The 23,474-nt window shown below is 39.9% G+C and carries 22 protein-coding genes and 1 pseudogene; 11 read left to right on the top strand and 12 right to left on the bottom strand.

Going from position 1 to position 23,474, the window contains the following annotated elements:
• Positions 1-7: 7 nt before the first annotated feature.
• Entirely contained in the window at positions 8-427 is a 420-nt protein-coding gene (locus D7322_RS23200; protein WP_121126580.1) for a nuclear transport factor 2 family protein, read from the bottom strand.
• A gap of 23 nt (positions 428-450) precedes the next feature.
• Positions 451-1,089 (bottom strand): hypothetical protein, encoded by a 639-nt coding sequence (locus tag D7322_RS23195; RefSeq protein ID WP_121126579.1) that lies wholly within the window; start codon positions 1,087-1,089, stop codon positions 451-453.
• A 619-nt stretch (positions 1,090-1,708) separates the two neighbouring features.
• Here D7322_RS23195 and D7322_RS23190 point away from each other — a divergent pair.
• The 6 genes from D7322_RS23190 to D7322_RS23160 all read left to right on the top strand — a co-directional run bounded on the left by D7322_RS23190 (position 1,709) and on the right by D7322_RS23160 (position 10,504).
• Entirely contained in the window at positions 1,709-4,123 is a 2,415-nt protein-coding gene (locus D7322_RS23190; protein ID WP_121126578.1) for an outer membrane beta-barrel family protein, read from the top strand.
• Between the two features lie 158 nt (positions 4,124-4,281).
• On the top strand, positions 4,282-7,281 hold the full coding sequence (locus tag D7322_RS23185; protein WP_121126577.1) for a sensor histidine kinase: 3,000 nt from the start codon (positions 4,282-4,284) through the stop codon (positions 7,279-7,281).
• Positions 7,282-7,350: 69 nt separating this feature from the next.
• Positions 7,351-7,974: a response regulator gene (locus tag D7322_RS23180; RefSeq protein WP_121126576.1), complete on the top strand. Its 624-nt coding sequence runs from the start codon at positions 7,351-7,353 to the stop codon at positions 7,972-7,974.
• 30 nt (positions 7,975-8,004) lie between these two features.
• The gene (locus D7322_RS23175; protein WP_121126575.1) at positions 8,005-8,283 is read left to right on the top strand and encodes an NUDIX domain-containing protein; all 279 of its coding nucleotides are present in this window, start codon (positions 8,005-8,007) and stop codon (positions 8,281-8,283) included.
• Positions 8,284-8,627: 344 nt separating this feature from the next.
• Complete coding sequence (locus D7322_RS23170; RefSeq protein WP_147430523.1) at positions 8,628-9,089, top strand: hypothetical protein; 462 nt, start codon at positions 8,628-8,630, stop codon at positions 9,087-9,089.
• A gap of 1,223 nt (positions 9,090-10,312) precedes the next feature.
• Positions 10,313-10,504: a hypothetical protein gene (locus D7322_RS23160; RefSeq protein WP_121126572.1), complete on the top strand. Its 192-nt coding sequence runs from the start codon at positions 10,313-10,315 to the stop codon at positions 10,502-10,504.
• A gap of 490 nt (positions 10,505-10,994) precedes the next feature.
• On the opposite strand, the pseudogene D7322_RS29305 reads toward D7322_RS23160, so the two are convergent.
• A pseudogene (locus D7322_RS29305) lies at positions 10,995-11,189 on the bottom strand (penicillin-binding transpeptidase domain-containing protein); the annotation flags it as partial.
• Between the two features lie 178 nt (positions 11,190-11,367).
• Positions 11,368-11,796: a hypothetical protein gene (locus D7322_RS23150; RefSeq protein WP_121126570.1), complete on the bottom strand. Its 429-nt coding sequence runs from the start codon at positions 11,794-11,796 to the stop codon at positions 11,368-11,370.
• A 650-nt stretch (positions 11,797-12,446) separates the two neighbouring features.
• Here D7322_RS23150 and D7322_RS23140 point away from each other — a divergent pair.
• The 5 genes from D7322_RS23140 to D7322_RS23120 all read left to right on the top strand — a co-directional run bounded on the left by D7322_RS23140 (position 12,447) and on the right by D7322_RS23120 (position 14,175).
• A complete protein-coding gene (locus D7322_RS23140) occupies positions 12,447-12,884 on the top strand; it encodes a hypothetical protein (RefSeq protein ID WP_121126568.1) in 438 nt (145 codons plus the stop codon).
• The gene (locus D7322_RS29300) at positions 12,838-13,113 is read left to right on the top strand and encodes a DUF1016 N-terminal domain-containing protein (RefSeq protein ID WP_121126567.1); all 276 of its coding nucleotides are present in this window, start codon (positions 12,838-12,840) and stop codon (positions 13,111-13,113) included. The genes D7322_RS23140 and D7322_RS29300 overlap by 47 nt, the downstream gene beginning before the upstream one ends.
• Positions 13,114-13,186: 73 nt before the next feature.
• The gene (locus D7322_RS23130) at positions 13,187-13,540 is read left to right on the top strand and encodes a hypothetical protein (RefSeq protein ID WP_121126566.1); all 354 of its coding nucleotides are present in this window, start codon (positions 13,187-13,189) and stop codon (positions 13,538-13,540) included.
• Between the two features lie 4 nt (positions 13,541-13,544).
• On the top strand, positions 13,545-13,898 hold the full coding sequence (locus D7322_RS23125) for a hypothetical protein (protein ID WP_121126565.1): 354 nt from the start codon (positions 13,545-13,547) through the stop codon (positions 13,896-13,898).
• A gap of 40 nt (positions 13,899-13,938) precedes the next feature.
• Entirely contained in the window at positions 13,939-14,175 is a 237-nt protein-coding gene (locus tag D7322_RS23120) for a hypothetical protein (protein WP_183078817.1), read from the top strand.
• A gap of 272 nt (positions 14,176-14,447) precedes the next feature.
• Here D7322_RS23120 and D7322_RS23115 read toward each other — a convergent pair whose 3' ends face one another.
• The 8 genes from D7322_RS23115 to D7322_RS23080 form a co-directional block, all read right to left on the bottom strand.
• Entirely contained in the window at positions 14,448-14,771 is a 324-nt protein-coding gene (locus D7322_RS23115; protein ID WP_147430522.1) for a hypothetical protein, read from the bottom strand.
• 334 nt (positions 14,772-15,105) lie between these two features.
• On the bottom strand, positions 15,106-16,068 hold the full coding sequence (locus D7322_RS23110; protein WP_121126563.1) for an Rpn family recombination-promoting nuclease/putative transposase: 963 nt from the start codon (positions 16,066-16,068) through the stop codon (positions 15,106-15,108).
• Between the two features lie 459 nt (positions 16,069-16,527).
• A complete protein-coding gene (locus D7322_RS23105) occupies positions 16,528-16,800 on the bottom strand; it encodes a hypothetical protein (RefSeq protein WP_121126562.1) in 273 nt (90 codons plus the stop codon).
• Positions 16,801-16,879: 79 nt separating this feature from the next.
• Positions 16,880-18,121: a right-handed parallel beta-helix repeat-containing protein gene (locus D7322_RS23100; RefSeq protein ID WP_121126561.1), complete on the bottom strand. Its 1,242-nt coding sequence runs from the start codon at positions 18,119-18,121 to the stop codon at positions 16,880-16,882.
• A 60-nt stretch (positions 18,122-18,181) separates the two neighbouring features.
• Positions 18,182-19,591 carry an alpha-L-fucosidase gene (locus tag D7322_RS23095; protein WP_183078816.1) on the bottom strand — a complete coding sequence of 470 codons (1,410 nt, stop codon included), beginning with the start codon at positions 19,589-19,591 and terminating at the stop codon, positions 18,182-18,184.
• A 1-nt stretch (position 19,592) separates the two neighbouring features.
• Positions 19,593-20,861: a glycoside hydrolase family 88 protein gene (locus tag D7322_RS23090; protein WP_245971434.1), complete on the bottom strand. Its 1,269-nt coding sequence runs from the start codon at positions 20,859-20,861 to the stop codon at positions 19,593-19,595.
• Positions 20,862-20,944: 83 nt separating this feature from the next.
• Positions 20,945-21,871: a DUF5017 domain-containing protein gene (locus D7322_RS23085; RefSeq protein ID WP_121126679.1), complete on the bottom strand. Its 927-nt coding sequence runs from the start codon at positions 21,869-21,871 to the stop codon at positions 20,945-20,947.
• Between the two features lie 23 nt (positions 21,872-21,894).
• Complete coding sequence (locus D7322_RS23080) at positions 21,895-23,472, bottom strand: RagB/SusD family nutrient uptake outer membrane protein (RefSeq protein ID WP_121126558.1); 1,578 nt, start codon at positions 23,470-23,472, stop codon at positions 21,895-21,897.
• Between the last annotated feature and the right edge of the window lie 2 nt (positions 23,473-23,474).

Raw genomic sequence — 23,474 nt, 5'->3', positions numbered from 1 at the left:
AACTTTTTCAGCTATTCCCAACTAATATTTTACAGACTTTCCATCCTGCGTCAGTCGAACTCAGATAGATATAATCGGTACGTGTAAACGTTTGGAACCGCATTGTCATTTTAGCTAAGCAGTTTGTTGTGGTTTCGTCAAGAACACTATAGGCTGTCTCACAGTCATAGGTATGCCCTTTCATCGATTTTAGAAATTTTATAACTTCTTTTTTTGATTTTCTTCCTTCCCCATCTTTTACATAATATTCTAGATCGTCCGTAAAGAGGTGCTCGACCAATTGTGATTCTCCTGCAGTGACGGACTTCACATAGGCATCTAAAACTTTGGCGGCTTTCCAGCTCCGCATCGTACTTGGCTTAGAAGCAGCGTTGGCTATACTACTTATTATGCCTACAAAAAACAATGTGCTAATTATCACTTTCATAGTTTTGCTATTTTAATAAATGATTATTTTTGTGGTTCAGTTGATTTCACATAGCGTTGTACTTCACCGCCACCTAGTGGAACTTCAAGTACTTTTTTGCCGTTATTTTCTTTTATTGTCCAATCTTTAAGAACCATTTTTTTGTTGGGATACAGTTCTGCAGCTGTGTACTTCTTTGTTTCACCAAATCCCGGAGGGTTGCTTGATCCGCAGCTATTAAACCCTCTGTAATTACCGCTTGCGTAGAACATTTCCAAGGTTTTATTGGCTGGATCTATTTTTACAGTACCTTCTTTATAACCCAGTACTTGGGTACGGCAATAAGTGGATGTGCTGGTATAATAAAAGTATTCCTTGGCCCGGCCATCTTTGTAAAACATGTATCCAACCGCAATTTCATTGGCAGGGCCTTTGTACACTCCATCGTAACCCCAAAAATTACTGATCGAACTTACTCCAGCAATCCAATAGCCCACCAGTTCATCCGGCACAGTAGATCTAGGATGATTTCCAAATTCACCTTCGGGCAGTTCGGATGCATTTTCTGCTTTTTTACAGCTAGAAAATGTACAGCAGCACAATGCACTTACACACAGTAGACAAAGGGCGAGCAATAGCCCTTTTATTCTGCCTGATTTTTTTTTCGATACTTTAGCATTCATTTCTTTTCTTATTTAATTTCAGTCTAGTGTTATAATATATCTTTCTATGATAAATTTTATTTTTCAAAATTAACCCCTTGTAACACAGCAATGAATCACATCTTTGGGTGATTCGTCGGATTTTACACGTCGCCTATTTGATTCTTTAAAATTATCGCAGCTTTGGTGGCGAACAAATAAGCAGAATCCACTATCTTAATAGGCAATACTGCCTATGTATCTGCTTCAGCTACTACCTAATCTTGGATATATATATATATTATGAAGAGACTTTTGGGATTAGGGTATGGATAGCACATCATCGAATCACATTAACATGTGGTTTATCCGACTTACTATTCTTTCTAATTTGCAACATCTTAAAGGCTAATTGTCAGGACAAATAAAAGCCATATAATAACTCAAAATTGACCAGCTAGTAATAGTAGTTTCATATGTGAGGACATGTCGCGAGGATATTTCCATGTTAAAAAAGAAGATCGGGGCTTCCCATAGCCCCGATTCTTTGAAAGAATAATTTAATTAATCCCACAAACATGTGATAGATCACCAAAAAAATGCGAACTACTTTTGTAGATAAAAACAGTCGCTATTAAAGACCACTAAAATCACTGATACGATGAAAAAAAACATATTCCCATTATTAATAGTATTCCTGTTTCAAATCGCTAGACTCATTGGGCAACCGCAAACGGAGCATTATATGCTTTCAGGAAAAGTGGTCACCTCGAACAGCACTGATCTGGAAGTAAATCTCTTCAATCTGGAAAGCAAACTGATAAAGACAGAATTAGTTAATACGACCGGAGAATTTAAATTTGAAGGGCTAATCAGCGGATCCTATTATCTAAAAATTAGCCGGAACCGGGCAGATATCTATAACTCCCAAGTTTTCCAGGTTCGGGATCAATCGTTACTACTTCCCACAATCACGATAAATGATAGGATATTGGAGACTGTTGTTGTCACCAAAATGCGTCCATACATAGAGCGACAGGAAGGAAAAATAATCCTAAATGTAGAAAATAGTCTTCAAAATACGGGTGGTTCAGCCTTTGAAGTATTAGAAAAAGCACCCGGTGTCAATATTGACGCCAATGACAACATAAGCTTGCGAGGAAAAGGGAATTTACTTATACAGATCGATGGGAAAAACACACCGTTGACAGCGGATGCCCTTGCAGATTATCTCCGGGGAATCCCTGCCTCCAGTATCGAAAAAATTGAATTTATCACTAACCCTTCCTCAAAATATGATGCCGCAGGTACAGCTATCGTCAATATTAAACTAAAAAAAGGAACAAAGAAAGGAACAAATGGTACATTGACTACCGCAATCGGCACAGGAAGATACATCAAAAACAGCAATAGTTTAAATATCAACCATAGGAGTAACCATGTGAATCTGTTTGCCAGCTATAGTTTCGCCTATCGTGAGATGTCAAATGATCTGATATTAAACCGTAGTTTTTATGATCAGGAAAATTTCGTTAAAGCATATCTTCAGGATAACTTTATCAAGACAGGATCTCGTAACCATAGTGGAAAGCTAGGGCTGGACTATAATCTTAACGACAAAAACCTCTTAGGCATCTCCGTTGGTTTCAATAGCAATGTGATGACTCCCAACAGTACGAGTAAAACGATTATACTGAATAGTGAATCTCTGCTTACCAAAGAAATAGAAACCCAAAGCGATGCCAAAAACAGGTGGCGAAGCGGCAGCATGAACTTAAACCACAAGTATACCATGGACTCTATCGGTTCTGAAGTAAGCACCGACTTAGACTTTATCCACTATTTCAATAAGTCTGACCAAAACTTTAATACCAAAACAATCATCCCTGGTCAAACGATGCCGCTCCCTTATCTTCTACAAGGAGATATAGACGGTGGTCTGAACATCTATTCTTTGAAAAGTGATGCCATAAAAGTTTTTAAACAAAATTGGAAATTTGAAACCGGAATTAAAACCAGTTTTGTCAAATCCGATAACGACATGGTATTCTATGATCACAGTACCGATAATCCGAAACTGGATGTGAATAAGTCTAATCATTATATTTATAAGGAATACATCCATGCTGTCTATGGCAATTTCTCAAAAAAATGGAAAAATATCAAAGCTGTTGTCGGATTGAGGGCTGAACATAGCAATGTCACCGGAACACAGGTCACGATGAATCTGGTCAATAAAAGAAAGTATACACAGCTGTTCCCTAGCGCTTCATTATCATTTGACCTCAGTTCAGAAAACAATCTGGAAATAAACTTTAGTCGGAGAATTTCACGTCCGAGCTATATACAGCTCAATCCGTTCAAGTATTATATCAACGCAACAACCTATAAAACAGGGAATCCCGATCTAAACGCACAGACTTCCCTGAATTATGAAGTCACTTATAGCCTAAAAAGTAAATACCTGGCCACCGTGAGCTACAGCAAAACCACAAATAATATCACATCGGTCGTAAAACCTATCATCGAAGATGGGGAGAACATTTCGGTGCAGACAGACGAGAACCTTAGATCAGCTTCATACTATGGACTATACCTCGTTGCTCCTTTTAAAGTATTAACCTGGTGGGATCTGAATACAAACCTCAATTTTTATTATGGCTCCTATACAGGGAATATCTCCGAAACACAAATCAATAACAAGGGGAACTTTAATATTGACATAAATACCGTGAGTACCTTTAAATTAGGCAATAATTATTCGGCCGAGCTCGCAGCAAATTACAAGTCGGCCGAAGTCTACGCTTTCGCTCGCATCTCACCGCTCTGGTCGGTAAATATTGGTGCCCAGAAAAAATTCCGAAATAACAGTACATTGAAACTCTCTTTTACAGATATATTCTGGACCAACTATTATAAGGGATTGACGGTCTATGCTAATTACAGGGAGAATTTTAGTTCGAAAAGGGATACAAAGGTGATGATGCTCTCTTATAGCTACAATTTCGGAGGCGGAAAATCCACACAAAACCGCAAAACCGGGGGAGCTGAAGATCTCAAACGCCGGGCCGAATAATCCAATCCATACCGCATCATCACCGTTTAAATCTGTAGAAGTACTAAAGGGAGCACACCTTGTAATAGATTGATTATCAATCAAAATCATCATAACAAAGTGTCTAGATTTTATTAAGCCATAGATTTATTGCATTTTTAAGAAAAATAACTTCCGTAATGAAAAGCAACAGGTTTATCCGATACCTACTGGCTGTACTAACCTTATTTCCACTGCTGCTCACAGCAAAGGAGATCTCTTTCAGCCGTATAACCGAAGGCTTAGCATCCAACTTTGTAAGCTCCGTCACGCAAACGGAGGACGGATTTATTTGGGTCGGAACCAAAAATGGTTTGCAGCGCTACGACGGCATGCGTTTTCGCCGGCTTCTGAGTTTGGGCCTCCCGGGATTGCCCGTTGACCAATTGCTCATCGCGCAAAAGTCTAAATCGCTCCTTGTGCGAATGGAACATAAATTTTTTCTACTAAATACCCACACGAATAAAACGCAGGAAATCGCGATAGACAAATACAGCAAGGACTTTCAGAATTATCAGATCCGTCTCGTCCAACAGGGACAGCATATCTTTCTAATACTTCATGGAGTGGATATTTTGCTATTAAACGAATCGAAAAATAAGTTCGAATCCAGCAAAAGTATCATAGATTTTCCATCCAACTGGGAGCCAACCTGGCTACAATATGACCAAAAAGGTATTTTTTGGATATCAGGAAAACAAGGAATGGGCTATTTTGACACGAAAAAAAGATCGTTTTTTACAAATAGTAACCTAAGTTCACTTAAAAACATAAACCGCTTTTTCATCGATTCCAAATCCCGTTTTTATATTCACACAAAAATACGCCACTCGAACGGCCAGATTTATCTCGCCGATGCTAATTTTCAACGTAAGAAAATTATACCATCTGCGCCGAATAGTGACAGCAACTATCACGACTTTTATGATTGCTTCGAATATGACCATACTGTATGGACTTATGGCGTGGATATCTTCAACCTTTTTGACGAAGATAAAAAGGAGTTTATCCAATTCTATGATCGAAAAAATATGGATTATGGAATACAGATTACTACAGTTTCGCAGGTTTTTAAAGACCGCGACAATAACCTCTGGGTAGCGACAGACAACGGGTTATACATTATGTCCGTCATAGGAGATCATGTACGAAACATCGTTACGTCCACAATATTTCATAAAGCGGCTATCACCGCCTTAACTTCTTTCGGTTCCGATCGTATCTTGGTAAGTTCCTGGGGGGAAAAACTGACTGCTTTTAAGTATGACACGGCACTACATATAAACCATGAACCTGCCATAAATAGCTTGATATATAAAGGACAACCACCGCAAGATGGCAGTTTTAGGCACATCTGGGCTATGGAATACGATCCAAAGCGAGGAAATATCTGGGTTGGGTGTAAAGACGGAAGATTGATTATTTTTAATACAAAAACCAAAAAATCCCAGTTTCTGGTACCTAAAGTTTTTGAAGGACAATCCATCCGGCATATAACCATTGACAACGGTGGCCAGCTATGGTTTGGAACAGATAATGGCAAAATAGTTAGGACAAGTAACAGCGGATTTGCTTTACTCGCCGATTTAAAATCTGCCATTTCCTGCATTCGGCCCGGTGAAGGTAATAAGATATGGATAGGTACGCGTGGCTCAGGGGTATTTGAGCTGGATGGTGGTTCCGGAAAAATTCTAAAAAACTACAAATCCGGAAACCATGGTCTTAGCACTTCAAAAATTCAGGATATTGAATTTATTGGGAATAGGTTCCTCGCGATAGCAGGATATTCTGGTCTAGATATCTTAAACCTTTCTAATGGTCATATTATGCAATATAATATTAATAATGGATTGCCGCAGAATATGATCACGGCCTTGGTCACCGATAATGAAGGTCTACTCTGGATGAGCACAACGGCTGGTATTTGCCGTTTTGACCCCAACAAAAAAGAATTCCATTCCTTCAATAAGCAGCATGGTCTAATCAACACGTCAAATATCGTTAATTTGCCAATGCGAGGCATCAAGCTTGAAAGTGGAAAAATTGCATTCAGCAGTGACAAAGTTATCCTTATTTTCGATCCGTCAAAATTTAACAATAGCAACTCAGCACCTAAAAAGCTACATATTACCGATTTCAAGCTTTTTGACAATTATTTATCTGTTGATTCTTTAATCAAAGTGGGAGGTGTCACGCTAGAGAACTGGCAGAATTATTTTTCCATCTTTTATTCACCGCTTTCCTACAATGATCGTGACAACCTTAAATACTATTATCGGCTTGAAGGTTCAGAAAATTCCTGGATCCTTAGTGATCCTCGACTAGGCGTTAGAGTTGCGGCGCTATCACCTGGAAAATATGTCTTTATGATACGCTCGGAAAACCAAGAAGGTAAATTTTCGGCAATCACACGTTTGCCGATCACTATTAAACCTGCGTTTTATCAGACTTGGTGGTTTTTTTCCATGATTATTCTCCTTATTTTACTTGGAATTTTCATTTTACACCGTTATCGGTTAAGGAGATTGCTGGAAGTACACCGGCTACGCGAAAAGGTCGCACGGGACCTGCATGATGATGTTGGATCTACGCTCACTTCTATCCATATTCTGAGCGAAGTAGCAAAAAAAGATCTTTCGGACGAATATCATGTCGTGCAGTCCTATCTTGACCGGATCGGAGCAAACAGTTCACAGATGATGCAGGCAATGGATGATATTGTCTGGAGTATAAAACCGGATAATGACCTTCTACAGAAAATCGCAGCGCGTATGCGCGAACATGCTGCCCTAATCTTGGATCCACTGAAAATACAGTATATTTTTAAAGCGGATGACAGTATACGGAATATTAAATTAGATATGGAACAACGCCGCAATCTCTTTCTGATCTATAAAGAAGCACTGAACAATATTTCCAAATATGCCGAAGCCACCCTGGTAGATATCCATATCGGTGCAGCGGCATCGCATATTGAACTAATTATCAAAGATAATGGCAAAGGTTTTGACTCCAATAAACAGCAATCCGGTAACGGTTTATTCAATATGAATCAACGAAGCGAAGCCTTAGGGGCTGAGCTTAAGATTTCGTCATCCACAGGTGTAGGAACCAGCATTTCACTGATCATGAAAATCTGAGAAAAGACAATTCACATCAATATGCGATTGGTCCTGCTCTAAATTTTTCATAAAATTGTAGCATAGATTATGACAAAGATCCTTATATACGAAGATAACAACCAATTGAGAGAGGTGTTATCCATCCTGATTAATAGTGATCCAAAATACCTGGTACAGGCTGCTTATGGCCATTGCGCCAATGCTATTGAAGATATCCGAAAGCATGCACCCGATCTCGTTCTCATGGATATAGACATGCCTTTTATAAATGGTATCTCGGGATTAAAGCTGTTAAGGGATTCAGGGTTTAAGGGCAAAATTATCATGCTTACCGTATTTGATGACAATGTCAATGTTCTTGAAGCTATAAAGGCTGGTGCCAACGGCTATATATTAAAAAAAACACCGCCGGCAAAAATTCTTGAGTATATCGAAGATGCTTTAAATGGAGGCGCTCCCATGACCTCCTCTATTGCGACTCAGGTGCTACATATGCTTGCGGATGGAAAGGCTACAAGGACATCGAGTTTCAACCTGTCCGCTCGTGAGAAAGAGGTGCTGGATCTCCTGGTGGATGGATATAGCTATAAGATGATCGCAGATAAGCTCTATATTTCCATGGATACCGTTCGATCCCACATTAAAAAAATTTATGAAAAACTCCAAGTAAACTCCAAGAGCGAAGCGGTAGTAAAGGCATTAAGAAATTAGATCGATGGGGCAAGAAAATTCCTGTTGCGAGTGATCCTAATAATTATACACCTTTCTGAGCAGAGTTTTAAGGAAAAAATTTTCATTAGCGCAAAGATTGAAACCGAAGAATCTAAAGAAGACTGCCTTCGCAGAGAGATCAAAGAGGAGATCAATATTGATATCACCATACGCAGATCGCTCACGATGGTCGAGCATCAGCATTCCGACTTCTCACTGCAACCCTTTCGTATGCAGTCTACAATCTGGAAAAGTAAAAGCGCTGGAGCATGCTCAGGCAATATGGGTCGCGATAGATCAACTGCTTGACTATGACTGGGCTGACGCTGACAAGCCTATTGTAAACTAGTATATCGCTTACGCAAAAACAATCGAATAATAGCAGCTATCTGCGTACATAAAATCCCTAAAACAAAAAGAGCTTCCCTCTAACCGGCAGAGGGAAGCAATTTGGCTAATGAGTTGGTTTACTTAGCTGTAATAGCCGCAAACTATATATAGTTTGTCTTTACATAAAGAAAAGCATGTTATCTGAAATAGCTATTGATCATTTGGTAGGCTACAGCTCAGCTATCCAATTGCCTAAAAAGTGGAAAATGTTAAATCGAAAATTCATCTCGGTAAATTACTAATATTATTAGTAATTTTATTTTATGAAACCACTTGAAGTTCACTGTAGAAATCGTGTGCTATATGTTCGTATGGCCATAGACGATAAGAGTATGGGCATGCGGGATTACTATTTGTATGACAAAAACGGAAAGTCATTCTACATATTCAGGCGATCACAGGGTGAGTGGGAATTAGCATATGGCGTGCTGGCACACGACATTAAGGAGGCCTGCATCGATGCTCTTATTCGTCGGTTTGACCACGATTCGCCAGAGCTATTCTACAGCAATGGCAAACGCAATGTTGTTCGTATTAGCGTAAAGAAAGGCGGTATTTGGCATATTTATGTCAACAATGTTTATGTAGCATCTATTCAATATGATCAGTTTGCAAAGAAATTTGAATATCACCTGGACGATGATACGCCACTGACGAAGGATCATATCAAAAAATATATCGGAATGATTGAGCGTGGCGAAATTAAGTGGAAGAAAGAACGATGAAAAGTATACTATTCCGCTGCTTGATTGATGGAGAAGTGAAATAAATAGTGAATGGATTATGCATTGCGACAATCGAAGCTGGCTTACCTCCGATGAGCTGACGATTGTACAATAGCTCCGCCGTCATCTGCCTCCAAAGTGTCACTTTGATAATAATGTATTGGGAATGGGGTATCCCCTGTCTCGTAATAGCCTAACAGCTCGACTCCCGCATAAGTTCCGGTCTCTAACGCTGTAATTTCAGTGGAGATAGCGCTTTCAGATCCTCCATTGTTTCCTTAATTAAAAATTGATTTGCCATATTTTTTTGTTTTAAGTGTATAGCAAAAGTATGGCAGTTGCGGAGGTTATCTGAGATAAACAAGGTGTAAGTAAGCGGTATACAGGAGGTACCGAAAAGTTATAAGACTTAGCCACCTATAAACAAAGAATAACCTTTTAATAATTAACGAAATAAATCATCGACAAATCATAATACTCTAATCAGCAAAGTGCCATTGCGAATGAAAAACAACCTTAGTCGAGCATATTGTAGCAATTAAACCTTATACATTGATATTATTTATTATATTTAATTAACCATTAATTTTTTGATGACCAAATTAATCCTTCATTCTTGCAACAGTATAGTTTCAAAGCACTATTCTCTTTTATTGCTCTTAATTGCAATATTTTATTGTTTTAAAATTGTTGTGCAAGACTGGATAATACAGAGAAATACTCGGACTGGAGCACCATTACCGATTATTTATGGAACAACTCCACCAGGACTATATAAATCCATTAAGGCAAAAAAGGACTTAGGTATTGCAGGTGCGACAACAAGCCCAGTGAATGCTCAGCAATCTACAACATGTAACTAATATGAAAAAACCAGCAAAATATCTAATTCTAATATCCCTAATAGTCGGCCTAGTCAATTTGCCGCCATTAAGAGGTCTATGCGATTGGCTCCTTGATACATACCATTACGAATTCGCTAACAGTTCAGGTGATTTTTATATCATGGCTCCAAGTGCTGAAGATTTTGAGGGGGTTAATCAGAGATGGGATCAATATTTGAAAAAGGGAAACGTACTACCTAACGATACTACGTTATATCGACTGTTTTCGATAAATCCTGTAGCATTTTGGAGGTATTACAATTATTTCAACCCAATATATAAACTGCCGTATAAAGATAAAGATGAAATACCCAAAATAGAATCTAATTAGTATAAGCTATGATAAAAAGTGATCATATCAATTATAGTACTACACTCAATGTCAATTGGATCAAAATGACTTTAATACTAATTACATTGGCTGGAATTACGATGACAGTGGGACTAACAGTGCAATTAATGGAGCCGGCGATATATTATTCGATTGCAGCATTAGTTACTGGGATATTATTTAAGATTGAGAAGGTATGATTAACTCGATTGCTAGGTTAAAGAGAACAGTTTATAAGATACTAACCGACTCCCTCCTTTGTCGGATAATGGGGACTTTAATAATTTTTTTCAACATCCTGATTACTTATGAAGATGTTTATATGCTCTATCAATACAATTTTTGCAAGGGCTGCTATTGGTACGCCATGGAGTATGAATCTATACTGTATTTTCGAATTGTTATAGGCGCTATTGGCATATTATTAGGAGCTGCATTGATAAGCTTAAAAATCAGATATTGGCTCATTGTTTTGATTGTCTATGCGCTAATTTTTAAAGCTCGATTTGAGGGAGAAAAGATGATTTATAGGATAGAAGCCGAAGCGGTCAGGGCCCAAAACGTCTAGATAAGCTGAAATCGGTATAATCGGACTCACGACCCTATAAAAGAATTTTTGGCAACTTGTTCAAAGGATTATACAACATGGTACTAGGATGCCTAAAATATTCCTTTCCATCACAATGTAATTTATTGCATTATTTTAAGCTCCCGAAATAGCTTTTTGGTAATTTCCTTCCTACAGCTGGAAAAATCTGATCTATTGAATTTACGGTCCTGTATAAGTCGTGTCGCGAAGAAATACACATTTTGACCAGATTCAAGGTATCCTACCCACCATCCTGTGTTCGTATTGTGCTCCCTTGTCCATCCAGTTTTTGACCGAAAACAAGGTGTATGTAAGCGGTATGTGGGAGATACTGAAAAGTCTTCAAAGGTTAACAATGGACTTTATCAATAACTTAAAATATCAGAATAAGTACTGAAGATCTAATAATCACACAGCCCAATCATCAGATCGGGCTGTATAGATTACAATTGGAAAAAACTGATATAATAGCATTTAATCTTCACTAAATTTTGAAATCAATTTTTCTTTGATATCGATAGAAAAATATAAGTGGTGTATTTTATGGTTGTTATTCTCATAATACTGCTTTTTAAACTCATCATATTCATCATTATTATAGATTATTTTACTTTGATATCCGACTATGTTGACAGCTTTATCTTGCCTCGAATATAGCACAAAATCAGAATTTGCATGTTGTTTGTCAATAACAATTGTTACAAAATTGTCATTGGTCGTTTCAATATATTTAGATGGCTTAAAAATTGAATAATGTTTATCAAGTGTTATGAAACATTTATTACCTAATCTTTTCCAAACGGTAATGTAATGACTATCATCAAGCCTATATATAGACCTAGACTGATCAAATACTAAAAGTAACAGAGCAATAACACCAATGATTTTAATAATTGTTCTCACTTTTTTACTTATTATACATAAAAGTTTTTTGTCTAAAAAGACTGATTCCTGATTGATGCCCAAGATATTGTGCGCTCTGAGTTGTCATTCCCTCAGCCGCTAACCCCATTTTTTGATAACTTTCTAAGAGATTCATAACAAATCTGGCCTCTGCCCAAGATATACCCTTTCTGCCTGCAATAAATCCCGTCGAGTAATTTCCAACATAACTTATATAATAATGATCCCGCCCCCGCAACTACAAAAAAGAACCCATATTTTTTTAATGGGCTATATTCGTCCTGAGAGGAATATTTAAGCAATAATCCTAAGAAAATTAAGCAAATAGCTGCGATATAATTTAACATAATTCATTTATTTTAAAAAATCCAAGATAGTTAAAAAATGGGTAACTCAATATATAAACGCGTTACCTAATAACTGCACACCTCCATAAGTTGGATTGTTTTTTTCAACCCAGCGATTTCTGCTGTGTCTAGATCTCGCATTGCATGAATGGCGTATGTACGCGGTATGTGTGTATATCGAAAAGTGTGATGTTTGAAATACAAAATCCCCAAAATATGATATATTCTTTTTAAATTGTGAGGAAATGCTGTTAAGTGAACTTAACCAGGCTATAGTTTAACTAAATTTATACGATATAAAAAATGGTAATTAGAACTATTATCATCACATGTTTACTCATAAATATATTTTTATTAAAGGCGGCCTTTGCACAGCATAAGAAACTTGATTTGGACCGCGCATATTCATTTATAATAGCCGATGGAGAGATAGAGCGCATAATTATAAAAGACAGTCTTCTGTTGAAACTCCATGGCAGCTTATATGAGCTGAAAGGGACATTGAACCTAGACGCTAAAGACTGGGAAGTTGATAAAACAAAGAGAATCATCAAAGAACGTGCGCAAAGCGACAGCTGGTTGGTAATGACAGAGTCGCTTGACAGCCTTCCTATGTCTACAGTTCCTTTTCCTACCAATAGATTTTCTATCGCGGTATTTAGAGGAATTACAAAAAACCAAATAGAAACAGCTGATGTCGCTAGGCGTATCGATCGACATGTGGCAGATAGCGGATTTTGATGATGAAATCATTTTTCAGAACATAATAAATGGTGAGAAAACTACTCACCTCGTACAACTCCTTCCAATTCAAAATTTAGAGAAGCGCGCATTTTATGAGTTAGAATGTATTCGGCAAGCATGGAGCGTCGCCGAATTGAAAAGACAAATCAACACGCTATATTATGAGAGAGGTGGGATAAGCAAGAAACCCGATAAATTATCCAAGATTATCAACCGCAATATTTGACAAAAGGCCGTAAATGGTGGCTACATGAAGGACCTAAAATTATTGGTGAAGCGGAAATTTTATAAAAGTAATTATGGACAAGAAACTTGGACTTAAAGTAAAAGTCAATGGCAATCTAGTCACAAATGCCGGATTGGACACGGATGACTATGTATTAATTGGTAATGTAACCTTTGCGGAACGAAATAACGGCAGTAAGGACTTTACCCTTAATGTAACTGGAATGGATGGCGAGCAGAACGACCATGTTTATTGGTATGGGACCAAACTAAAAGAAGGGGACGCAATTACTTTTGAGGTAATTGAAGCTCCTTTTGACGACCCCAAAACTAGAACCAAAAGTGATATAGACCAGGAAGCCAGGATAAAAAGTAAACTGGAAAACTACTATCATCTGAAAGAAAAACTAAAAGACCACATCAAATAATTCCATGGAAAATATAGGCATCAATATCAGAATAAACGGGGAACAGATTACAAGAGCAGGATTTAACAAAGCTCACTACGTATTGCATGCAATGGCTGCTTTTGCGCGTAGAGGAGGCCGCAATGATGCGTTTGGTTTCCGTGTAGGTGGTCTAGATTCTGATGTAGACAGTCATGTTAATTGGCTAAATACTACACTTAATCTAGGAGACATAGTCACTTTAGAAATTGTAAAAGGCCCATTCGATGCTTCGGAACCACGACAACCTCCAGTTGCTTCGGAAGAAGATCAGCTAAAGTATGAGTTAGAACTATTCTATAGGTTGAAAGAGGAATTGAAAGATCACATTAAGGAATAGGTCTTTTTAATTGATCAAAGCTGTTAATGAATTTGAGTAAATGTCTACAATATTCCAGATAAACGATCCCAGTCTCGAGTCGCAATGGCGCGCCATTATTTTGTTTGGCAAAAACTCGGCGACATATAAGTTTGCCTTTGCCAAGGCAATGATTGAGTTATTGCCTTCTGGCAAATCTTCGTTGTTGTTGGAAGATTTAGCACGCCCCTTCTCAAGGAATATTGTCGAACATTTGCTGAAAAGTGATAAGCAGGATAATTCTTCCTCAAGCAAATGAAAAGATTTTTTACTTGGTTAATGTATGTCGCTGTTTTTTTTTCTGCAATTATTATACTGTTGTTTATTTATTTGTCTGTTGACCCATTTCGTAAACAAAAACAAAGAAAACTTTATTATAAAAGGATCGAAGAAATAAAAACACGTAGGAATCTTTACTGACAATCATATTTTAAAAGCTCTACATCTTCAGTGCCAAAGGCCCATCTTTAGTGACCAGACTAGACCAACCGGGACAAGATCCCAGGGTTAGTTTCGCGATCAATCTGGACGCTAGAAATATATTGGCCACTGTTTCTTCCCAAAATCCCAAATAACCTCAACAGGCGAACAAGCGTCGAATGGTTCAAGATTTTCGCTAACAAACTGCAAGGTTCTTCCCTCCTTTTCGCCCAGTTGATGGGCATGCTGATCGGCGGCTTCCTTATCATCATAAGGCGTGAACAGGAAGCCTGTCTTTTCCTTAACACCGGGCCACTCAAAATGCTGCAGCACAAAGTCGGCATACCCCGACTCGACGAGCTCACGAAACGAACTTTTAGTGACTTGTTCAAAGGGATTGTACAGCGTAGGACTAAGATAGGATTTATAGCACAAAAAAGGCCGGAATAAACCAGCCCTGATATATATATATATAGTTATGATCCCAATAATGGGATAGTCGGTTTCAAAAAAATGCTGGCCTAACAAGTGCAAATCAAGCCAGCAAAAGCAATCTTCTCATTTTTCGTATAAAGGACAACAGAAATATAATATTCGTTTAATCTTTTTATAAAAAGGTTGAGTTTGTCGCTTCGGTCTTACAATTATTTTTATTTAAATGAGAGCTTATTCAAAATGGTATTGTCTAAGACCAACTTAACCTATAAAAAAGGAAAAGGCCACTTAGACATTATCCAAGCGGCCTAAAAATCTTATATTGTAATCTGTTTTATTTTCCTTTAGCCTTCTCTGCCTCGATCTGCTTTACAAAATCTAAAGTGACGTCCGCTAATTCGGCTATCTCCGATATCGAAAACTTATTCGAAGACAAAAGATTTTTTATTACTTCCGCCTTTCCTTCGGCTTTTCCGATAACTTCTCCCTCTGCTTTTCCTTCGGCTTTTCCCTCTGCTTTTCCTTCAGCCATTGCTTTTTCGCGCGCTCGTTTCAATTGCTCCTCTTGACTACTTCGGATACTCTCGGCATCCCATTTATTCCTTAAACTTACGTTGTACATCTCTCGTTCCTCCGGTTTTAGTTTGCTATACTCTGCTAACTGAAATAACTTCTCAAAAATAGGCTTACGCAAATAAGTGGAAAGTCCATTTAGCGAAGACATATTTTTGAGTACATAAAGCCAACGATCTAAATCATTAACTAACTCTGCCTCAGCTTTAACAAAGTTAACCAATTCCACATATATAAAGCCTAGATCGTCATAAAATATTTTACCATGATCTCGATAACATAAACAAATATCGTGCAGAAAATACTTCTCATCCCCCGCATCAGGCATTGCAAATCCATCCATCAGTACAATGATATAAACTTCACTAATTGCATAATTCCAAGCCCTTCGGTTGCCTTTGGGAGCCTGATCCGCTATCAATTTACTGCTGTAGTAAAGCATGCGCTTTTTCAAATTATCCTGCGCCGTGCGCTGCACTTCAATAATAAAACGTTCGCCATTGTCTGCCGTACAGGTCAGATCAAAAATAACGGTACCCATATCCTCTGTATCCCCGACATGCTCATTTTTGTTATAATACAGGTCGGCAATAATCTTGCGTCCTCTAAACAGTTCGTTTAGGAAAGCCATCAGAAGATCTTTATTGGTATCTGATCCGAAAACTTTTTTAAAGCCATAATCTGTCGTGATATCGATATATTTCGATTGTTTCAACTCACTCATAATACATTGTTTTCAAATTGGTTAACAATGCAAATATAAGTAAAAAAACATTTAAATACTAATATTTTTAGCATAAAAATATTGGTATGCATATGAATTAAAACAAGTTCCCCGATGAAGATCATTTCCGTCCTATTCACTCCTCGGATCGGATTTAATAGTACATGTTTACATCAATACGAATTAAAATGGAGCTACCTTTACTTTTGGAACCTGGCCTTACCATCTATGAAAGTATGTTCCAATTTCTCTTTATAATAGAACGTTTTGATCTCAAAACATTGATTAAGTGCGAAAAGATTAGCAGCGGTTAACGCTATTTTAATGAAAGTCATCATAAATTAATAAACCAAATATCTCCAACTATTCTTTTCTCATTCAATAAGTATGCTTAACAGGCCTTATCGTCATCTTTGATAAATACCGCGAATTCTGGACGATCATTTGATACATATTTTGTTAAACGGCGTCCTTATCATCATAAGGCGTGAGCAGGAAGCCTGTCTTTTCCTTAACATCGGGCCACTCAAAGAGCTGCAACACGAAGTCGGTATAGCCCGACTCGACGAGTTCGCGAAAAGAACTTTTGGTGACTTGTTCAAAAGGATTGTACAACATAGGACTAAGATAGGATTTATAGCACAAAAAAGGCCGGAATAAGCCAGCACTGATATATATAGTTATGCTCCCAATAATGGGATAGTCAGTTTCAACCATTTTTTTCTGATTCATTACGGTCCAAAACCATTATAAAAAAATGGCACTGGCATTTCTCGTAAACTACGATGGTACAAAAATGGAGCTATTAGCCTTAGTAATTACCCGATTGACTTACACCTGCCGCAAGCGAAAGAAAAGGCAGGTGTAGATCATTGTTGAATACCCCACCACCAGATAGATTAAACTGCGCGCTGCTAAAGCCATTGGATCCCGAAATACTAATTGATCCATTTGGCATCTCATTGCCGGATATCAGAATTGACTCTTCCTGTCCGGTAACACCGCTCTGCCGCCAATAGCCGATCCCACCATACATGCCTCCGATCAATGAATCCAGGTAAATCTTGTTGTTCTTGACCTGTACATTTTTAAGATACTGGTACGAGGAAGGTTCAATATAGATATACAGTAAAATCCCCGAAGTATGGAATTCATTGTTGAGGATAGCCAAGTTCTGCCCGTTTCGAGCTTTAATAGCACCACCGCTTCCATTCGCCGGCCAGCCTTTGATCACATTGTTCTGTATTGTCAGGCCGTTAAAACTATGTGCATAAATACCATGATCGGTATTGGCATCTTCATTATTGAAAGATACATTGCGTAAAATGGTATTTCCACTGATCAGACTATTGCTTTGAGAATTATCATTTATCGCCGTGATAAAGTAACCCGTTGTGCCAGCATTGCCAAAGGTATTGTTGATGATCTTTGAATTTGTACTGCCCGACCCGTTCCACACCCCTCTTCCACTGTTTCCCTGCCTCCTGGAGAATACACAGTTTGAAACGGTGGCTTTATCCGTGCCGATCAGGCGAATGTAAGCATCATGCAGATCATTCGATTTGTTACTGCCTGCTTTCTTAATGCCATAGTCAAAAATACACCATTTAAAAGTCACGTCAGACGCATTATTGATGTAAAAAGTCAGATTCCAAAATGTAATGCCCGAGAATGTACAGCCAGCAACATTGGCCGCACTGAAGGTCTGCCGAAGCAGCTGGCTGTCCGATGCCCTGGCATCAAATATGGGGTTTGTATTTCCGCTTTTCATAAGTGTAATACCGGGCTTCATCAGCAGGGCACCATCAATAAGATAAGTGCCGGCTTCCACCCATATGGTATCACCGGCACTTGCCTGTGCGATTTCAGCATTGATTTCCGCCAGTGTCATCCCGGCAGAAACAAGGCCAGAGCCGGACAGACTGCTTTTTGTTACCGAACTACCGTATAAGGAAACATGGGTTGCTGTTGTGGAATCGAGTCCTTCCAATGGGCTGGAACAAGAATTTAGCAGCAGACCGAGTACCGCAAAACTGAAAATGATCTTTTTCATCTGGTTATAATTTGGTTGTGAATATCCTTTCTTTCCTTTTATTGATAGTGTTCCATAGCGTTATGACTGGCCAACAAGTTTTACCTTGAAAACATAAACAGGTATCTCTCCGCCTGTCGCTGAAGGGACAGGAAGATGTAATGCTTTAGCGTCCTGTTTCCATTTGATTTTCTGCTTGCTTCCCAATAGCGTAATTTTAGCTATTTGCGCCTGACCTGCTGCCAGACTTTTTACCGCCGCAAAGTCGGTCTTTGGACTTCGTACAAACACATAAACAAAGCCATCCTTTGTCGTAAAACGGATGTCGGACACAATATCTTTTGAGGTGGCATCATTTTCGGCGTCTTTGATCGTTTGTTGCCCCGCGATCTCGGTTTCCTCCTCATGTAACTGGTTTCCTTCGCTTTGTATTTTCCATTCGCCTGACCCGTATATTGCCTCTGCATTGAGGCTCATCCAATCTCCGATACTCCGTAATCGGGCCATACTTTCCACAGGAAAGGTACCATCCCCTTTCGGGCCGATATTCAGCAGCAGATTTCCACCTCTACTAACCACTTCTACAAGATTTCTAACCAATATTTCGGGACTTTTCCAGACTGTATCATGCTTATTAAAACCCCAGTTGCGACTCATTGTGATGCAGGCCTCCCATTTGCCCTTTGCTTTATTCATTAGGGATTGCTCAACGACTTCGTAGTCGCCCAGCTGATTGCCGATACGACTATTGATGATGCAATTGGGCTGTAAATCGGTAATGAACTGTTGGATTTCTGTGCTTTGTTCTTTAGTAAAGAGTTCGGGCGTATCAAACCATATTATACCAATGGGACCATACTGTGTCAATAATTCGTGTAATTGTGGTTTTACTTTTCGCTCGATATATTTTGATAAATCTTTGGCGTCTTCATTTGGATAATCCCAGAAGTTGCTTCGTCCGGCCTTGCTAGGCCAATTGGTAGGAACATCCGGATCTGCCCAGTCCCGCCCCAAAGAATAGTAAAAGCAAAGTTTTAAATCATAACGTTTGCAGGCATCAGCCAGGTCCCGCATTGGGTCCCGCTGCCAGGGAGTCTGCTGGACAACATTATAATCGCTGCTGGGGGAATTAAACATGGCAAACCCATCGTGATGTTTTGCTGTAATGACAATGTATTTCATGCCGGCCCACTTGGCGGCCTTTGCCCAGGTATCGGCATCAAAAGCAGTAGGGTTAAAATCTTTGGCGATCTGCGCATACTGTTGCAGTGGGATCCTTTCATATAACATAAAATGTTCTCCGCCCCGTGTTGGCCTGCCATTCCAGTCACCGGCAGTCTGAGAATATAGGCCCCAGTGGATAAACAGTCCAAATCTGGATGCTGACCACCAGGCCATCTTATCGGAGGTGCCCATAGGCTGTTGCTGGGCGAACGACCATAGCGAACAGCCCAACAAGAAGCACGACAATAGTATCGTTTTAATCTTCATACTAGGCCCCATTTAGTTTTCTGTAACGTAGCAACGCTTCTAAAAAGTAGTAATCTGCATAGATAAGCGGAACATCAATTTCACTTTTATGTGGCATGCTTCCTGTCGAGTGTTTAAGGATGAAGCCGCCATTGGTCCCCTTTTCAGCCAGGTATTCGCTGGAGGAGAGCGATTTCAACGTGCTTTCGGCAAAGTTATAATAGCGTTTGGCATCTGCTTCGGTCATATAGGTGGATAATTCGAGCAAGGCTGCACTGACCAGTGCAGCCGCCGACGCATCCCGTGGTATATAGTTCAGCTTTCGGTTTGCATAATCCACATCCGGTCGGTATCCTTCCTGGCCAGCATTAAAATCCCAATAGGGAACATTATCCTTTGGCAGGTTGGGATGATTCATATAAAAATCTGCCGCTTTCCTGGCTGCATCCAGATATTTACTGTCCTTGGTCTCGCGGTAGAGCAGCGTATAGCCATAGATTGCCCAGCCCTGCCCTCTAGACCAGGTTGAATTGTCGGCATAGCCCTGATTGGTCTGCTGATGCAGGACTGCTCCCGTATTGGGATCATAGTCCACCACATGGTAGGTGCTGTAATCGGGCCTGAAATGATTCTTCAGGGTATGGTCGGCATGACTGATTGCGGCATTTTTGTATTTGGGGTCTCCAGTTAATGTTGATGCAAAAAACAACAGCTCCAGGTTCATCATATTATCGATGATCACCGGATATTTCCATACCGTTTTTCCATCCCAGGAAGCTTTTTCATTCCAGGATTTGATCAGTCCAACTTTCGGATCAAAGCGCTTCAGGGCAGACTCTGCTGAATGTACGAGGAGCTGCTGGTATTTTTTGATCTTTGTAGAATCGTCCTCCAGCCGTAAAGCGTTGCCATACGAACAGTACATCACAAAACCAATGTCATGATGTTGGGTCAGATCCTTCGCCTTTTCCAGTTTTTCGGTCCATGCTGTGGCCTGAGCTTTGACATCGGGATCCTTTGTATACTCATAAATATACCAAAGCGCGCCCGGGAAAAAGCCACCTGTCCAATCCCATTCATCGGTTCCCACCACATGGCCTGTTGTATCCAGCGTCCGAGGAAAGTTGCTGTTATCAAGGAGCAGGTCATATTGCGCTCTGGCTCGCGTAAAGCCGGCAGCCACAAAATCGGAACTGTTCTGCTTGGTGCGCTGCTGCGCACAGGAAAAGAGGTTTGTCAAAAGAAATAAGAATATCATTTTAAGTCCAAAAGAATAATGTGTCTGCTTCATAAGATTTTATTTACTGCGCTGTTGATTCTTGTATATTATATTTTTCGGGGAATGTCGGATTATTTTTTCCGCATGCGTCGGTTTCATTCCGTCACTTCCAGTTCGACTGTTTTGACTACTAGATATTCTCCGTACACATTGCTATTACTGCCAACGAAAGTAATTTCATAAGTCCCGGGAGCTGTGAAAGTGTAAGCATAGGTATCCATACGGGTGCTCATATTTTTGAGCGCTACCCCTTTGTCCGGTGTCACACTGGTCAGGTCCAGCGGTTTTGAGATAGCCCACACCTGATTGGAGCCTATTGTTGCTCCGCCACCCTGAAAGCGTAGTCCCGCACTGCTTAATAACCAGGAGACAGGAGAATTTTCCAGACCGATTGAGGTCCAGGCTGCACCTTGCAGATTTGCTATCGGCAAGGTAATACGCTCTGTTGTTTCGGTATTTAGGCTGAACTGATTGATCCACCAACGGGGCTGTGTCGATCCGGTATTCCCGGAGTATTTAAAAGCAAAATAAACCATGGCATTCGCATTCAGATTAAAACCAGACGCACTTAATTTCGACAGATCAACTTGTCCCGAGGATACATAGGTAGCGTCATTGACCTGGATGCCAGATAACTTAAATGCGGCGGTAATATCCACCCAGTCGCTCTCCTTGATCGCATCAGGCTGGTAAACTCCTGCAAATTGCTGCGATACCAGTAGGCGGAGAGAGTTCGGCTGTTGCACATCCGTACCATAACGACGGTTGGTCGAAAACTCCAGTGTTACAGCCTGTGGGATAGCTTTGGTGCGCTCGCGGTAAACGTACTTATGGCCTTCTTCACCAGAGAAGAACGTCAGCTGGTCGGGATTGCCACTGATATGGAACAACACTTGCTCACCAACTTTATAGCTATTTTTATCCGTATGGACTTCTAAGTTCAAAGGGGTGGCCTCTTTTTTCTCGCATGATTGTAGGATCGGCAGTACGAGAAGCGATGCTATATAAATATATCTTTTCATAATTTTCACATTATTAGCTGGTATTACCATGCGGGATTTTGCGTCATCAGGTTATTCAGGGATAGTTCGTTGATTGGAATAGGGAAATACGTATCGCGATCACTGACATTATTGAAAGCCAATGCCATGTACCGATAATCGGCCGGCGCCAACTGGTTATACTGTTGGGCAACGAGTTTCATTTCGGCAATGAAAGTACCATAACGTACGAGATCAAATTTCCGCAACCCTTCGTAGCATAATTCCCGAAAGCGTTCCTCCCGTATAGCTATTCGCATTTCGCTTTCATTGGTTAACTCATTATTCCGGTTTGAAGCATTTGCACGGTCACGTACTTCCTGAAGTGCATTTTTGGCACGGGCCGTGGGGCCATTCACTTCATTTTCGGCTTCAGCAAACATCAACAGAACATCAGCATAACGTAATAGCGGAAAATTAATTGGCGTATAATTCCTGTTTTTAGGCTTTAAGGTCTCGTAATCTCTTCTAAATTTGGCGGCATGCCTACGCTCAATTTCCGCTGCCGTATAGAATACAGAGTCTGTGATCAAGTTGTTGGCATGGTTGTACCGATAACTGGCGATATTCCAGTCCCGGCGTTTGTCTGTGGGTTCGTAAGATTCAAAGAGCTTGCGCGTGGCAGCCAACAGACCATAGCTAAAGCCCTTGCCCTCATCGCTGGTCTGTATGCCACTTTGATTGCCAATGCGCCCAGCTTCAAAATCACCGCTGCGATTGCCATAGAATTCTACCTCCCAGATGGATTCGCTGATATTATACCGGTCTGCCGCCATATCTGTAAAGATCTTTTTGTAATCTGCGACAAGGCTATGTTTATAATCTCCCCCTTGTGGAAAGACCAGTTTGCTCGACCATTCCAATGCTTTTTGATACTTGGATGCGTCATTGAGCGGAGCTCCGGCCATTTTTAGGTATACCCGGGCCAAGATGCCCCGGACGGCAGATTTTGAAACGCGGCCAGCATGACCGTACGCCTGAATGTCCTTGACTATGGAATCCGCTGCTTCCATCTCCTGCACAATAAAATTATAAACTTCCGCCTGTGGCGTACGTGCGATATTGACATTACTGACCGAACTTGTAGGCGCTGTTTTCAAAGGAACGTCCCCCCAGTTGCTGACCAAAATAAAATAGTAATAGGCCCGCAAAAACCTGACTTCACCTATCACAGCCTGTTTATCAGAAGCAGCCATCTGTACGGCCTCAATTTTGCTCAGAAAAAAATTGGCCCGCTCAATACCCTCATACAGAAATCGCCAGATATCATTGATTTTTGGATTAGAAGCATCGTAACTATAGATTTCTGGTCCAGCGAGATAAGATGAGCGAAAATAGGCCCCCTCATCACCCAGGGTCAGATAGCTCGAATAGGTGGATCCGTAAAAGTCTTCCCTGCCGAGAATATCGTATACGCCAACAAGTCCGGTCATCACCTCCTTTTCATTCTGATAATAATTTTCCTTGACCACATCAAAGGGCTGCTTGTCCAAAAATTTAGAACATCCTGAAAAAATTGAAGTCGAAACTACTAAATACAAGAAGCTTAAATGTTTATATTTTTTTGTTAATGCTATTTTCATAA

Origin of the sequence: Sphingobacterium puteale (assembly GCF_003627955.1) — a bacterium.
Taxonomy (GTDB): domain Bacteria; phylum Bacteroidota; class Bacteroidia; order Sphingobacteriales; family Sphingobacteriaceae; genus Sphingobacterium; species Sphingobacterium puteale.
Note: the sequence above shows the minus strand (reverse complement) of the source record. Positions and strands in the feature narration are given on the sequence as shown.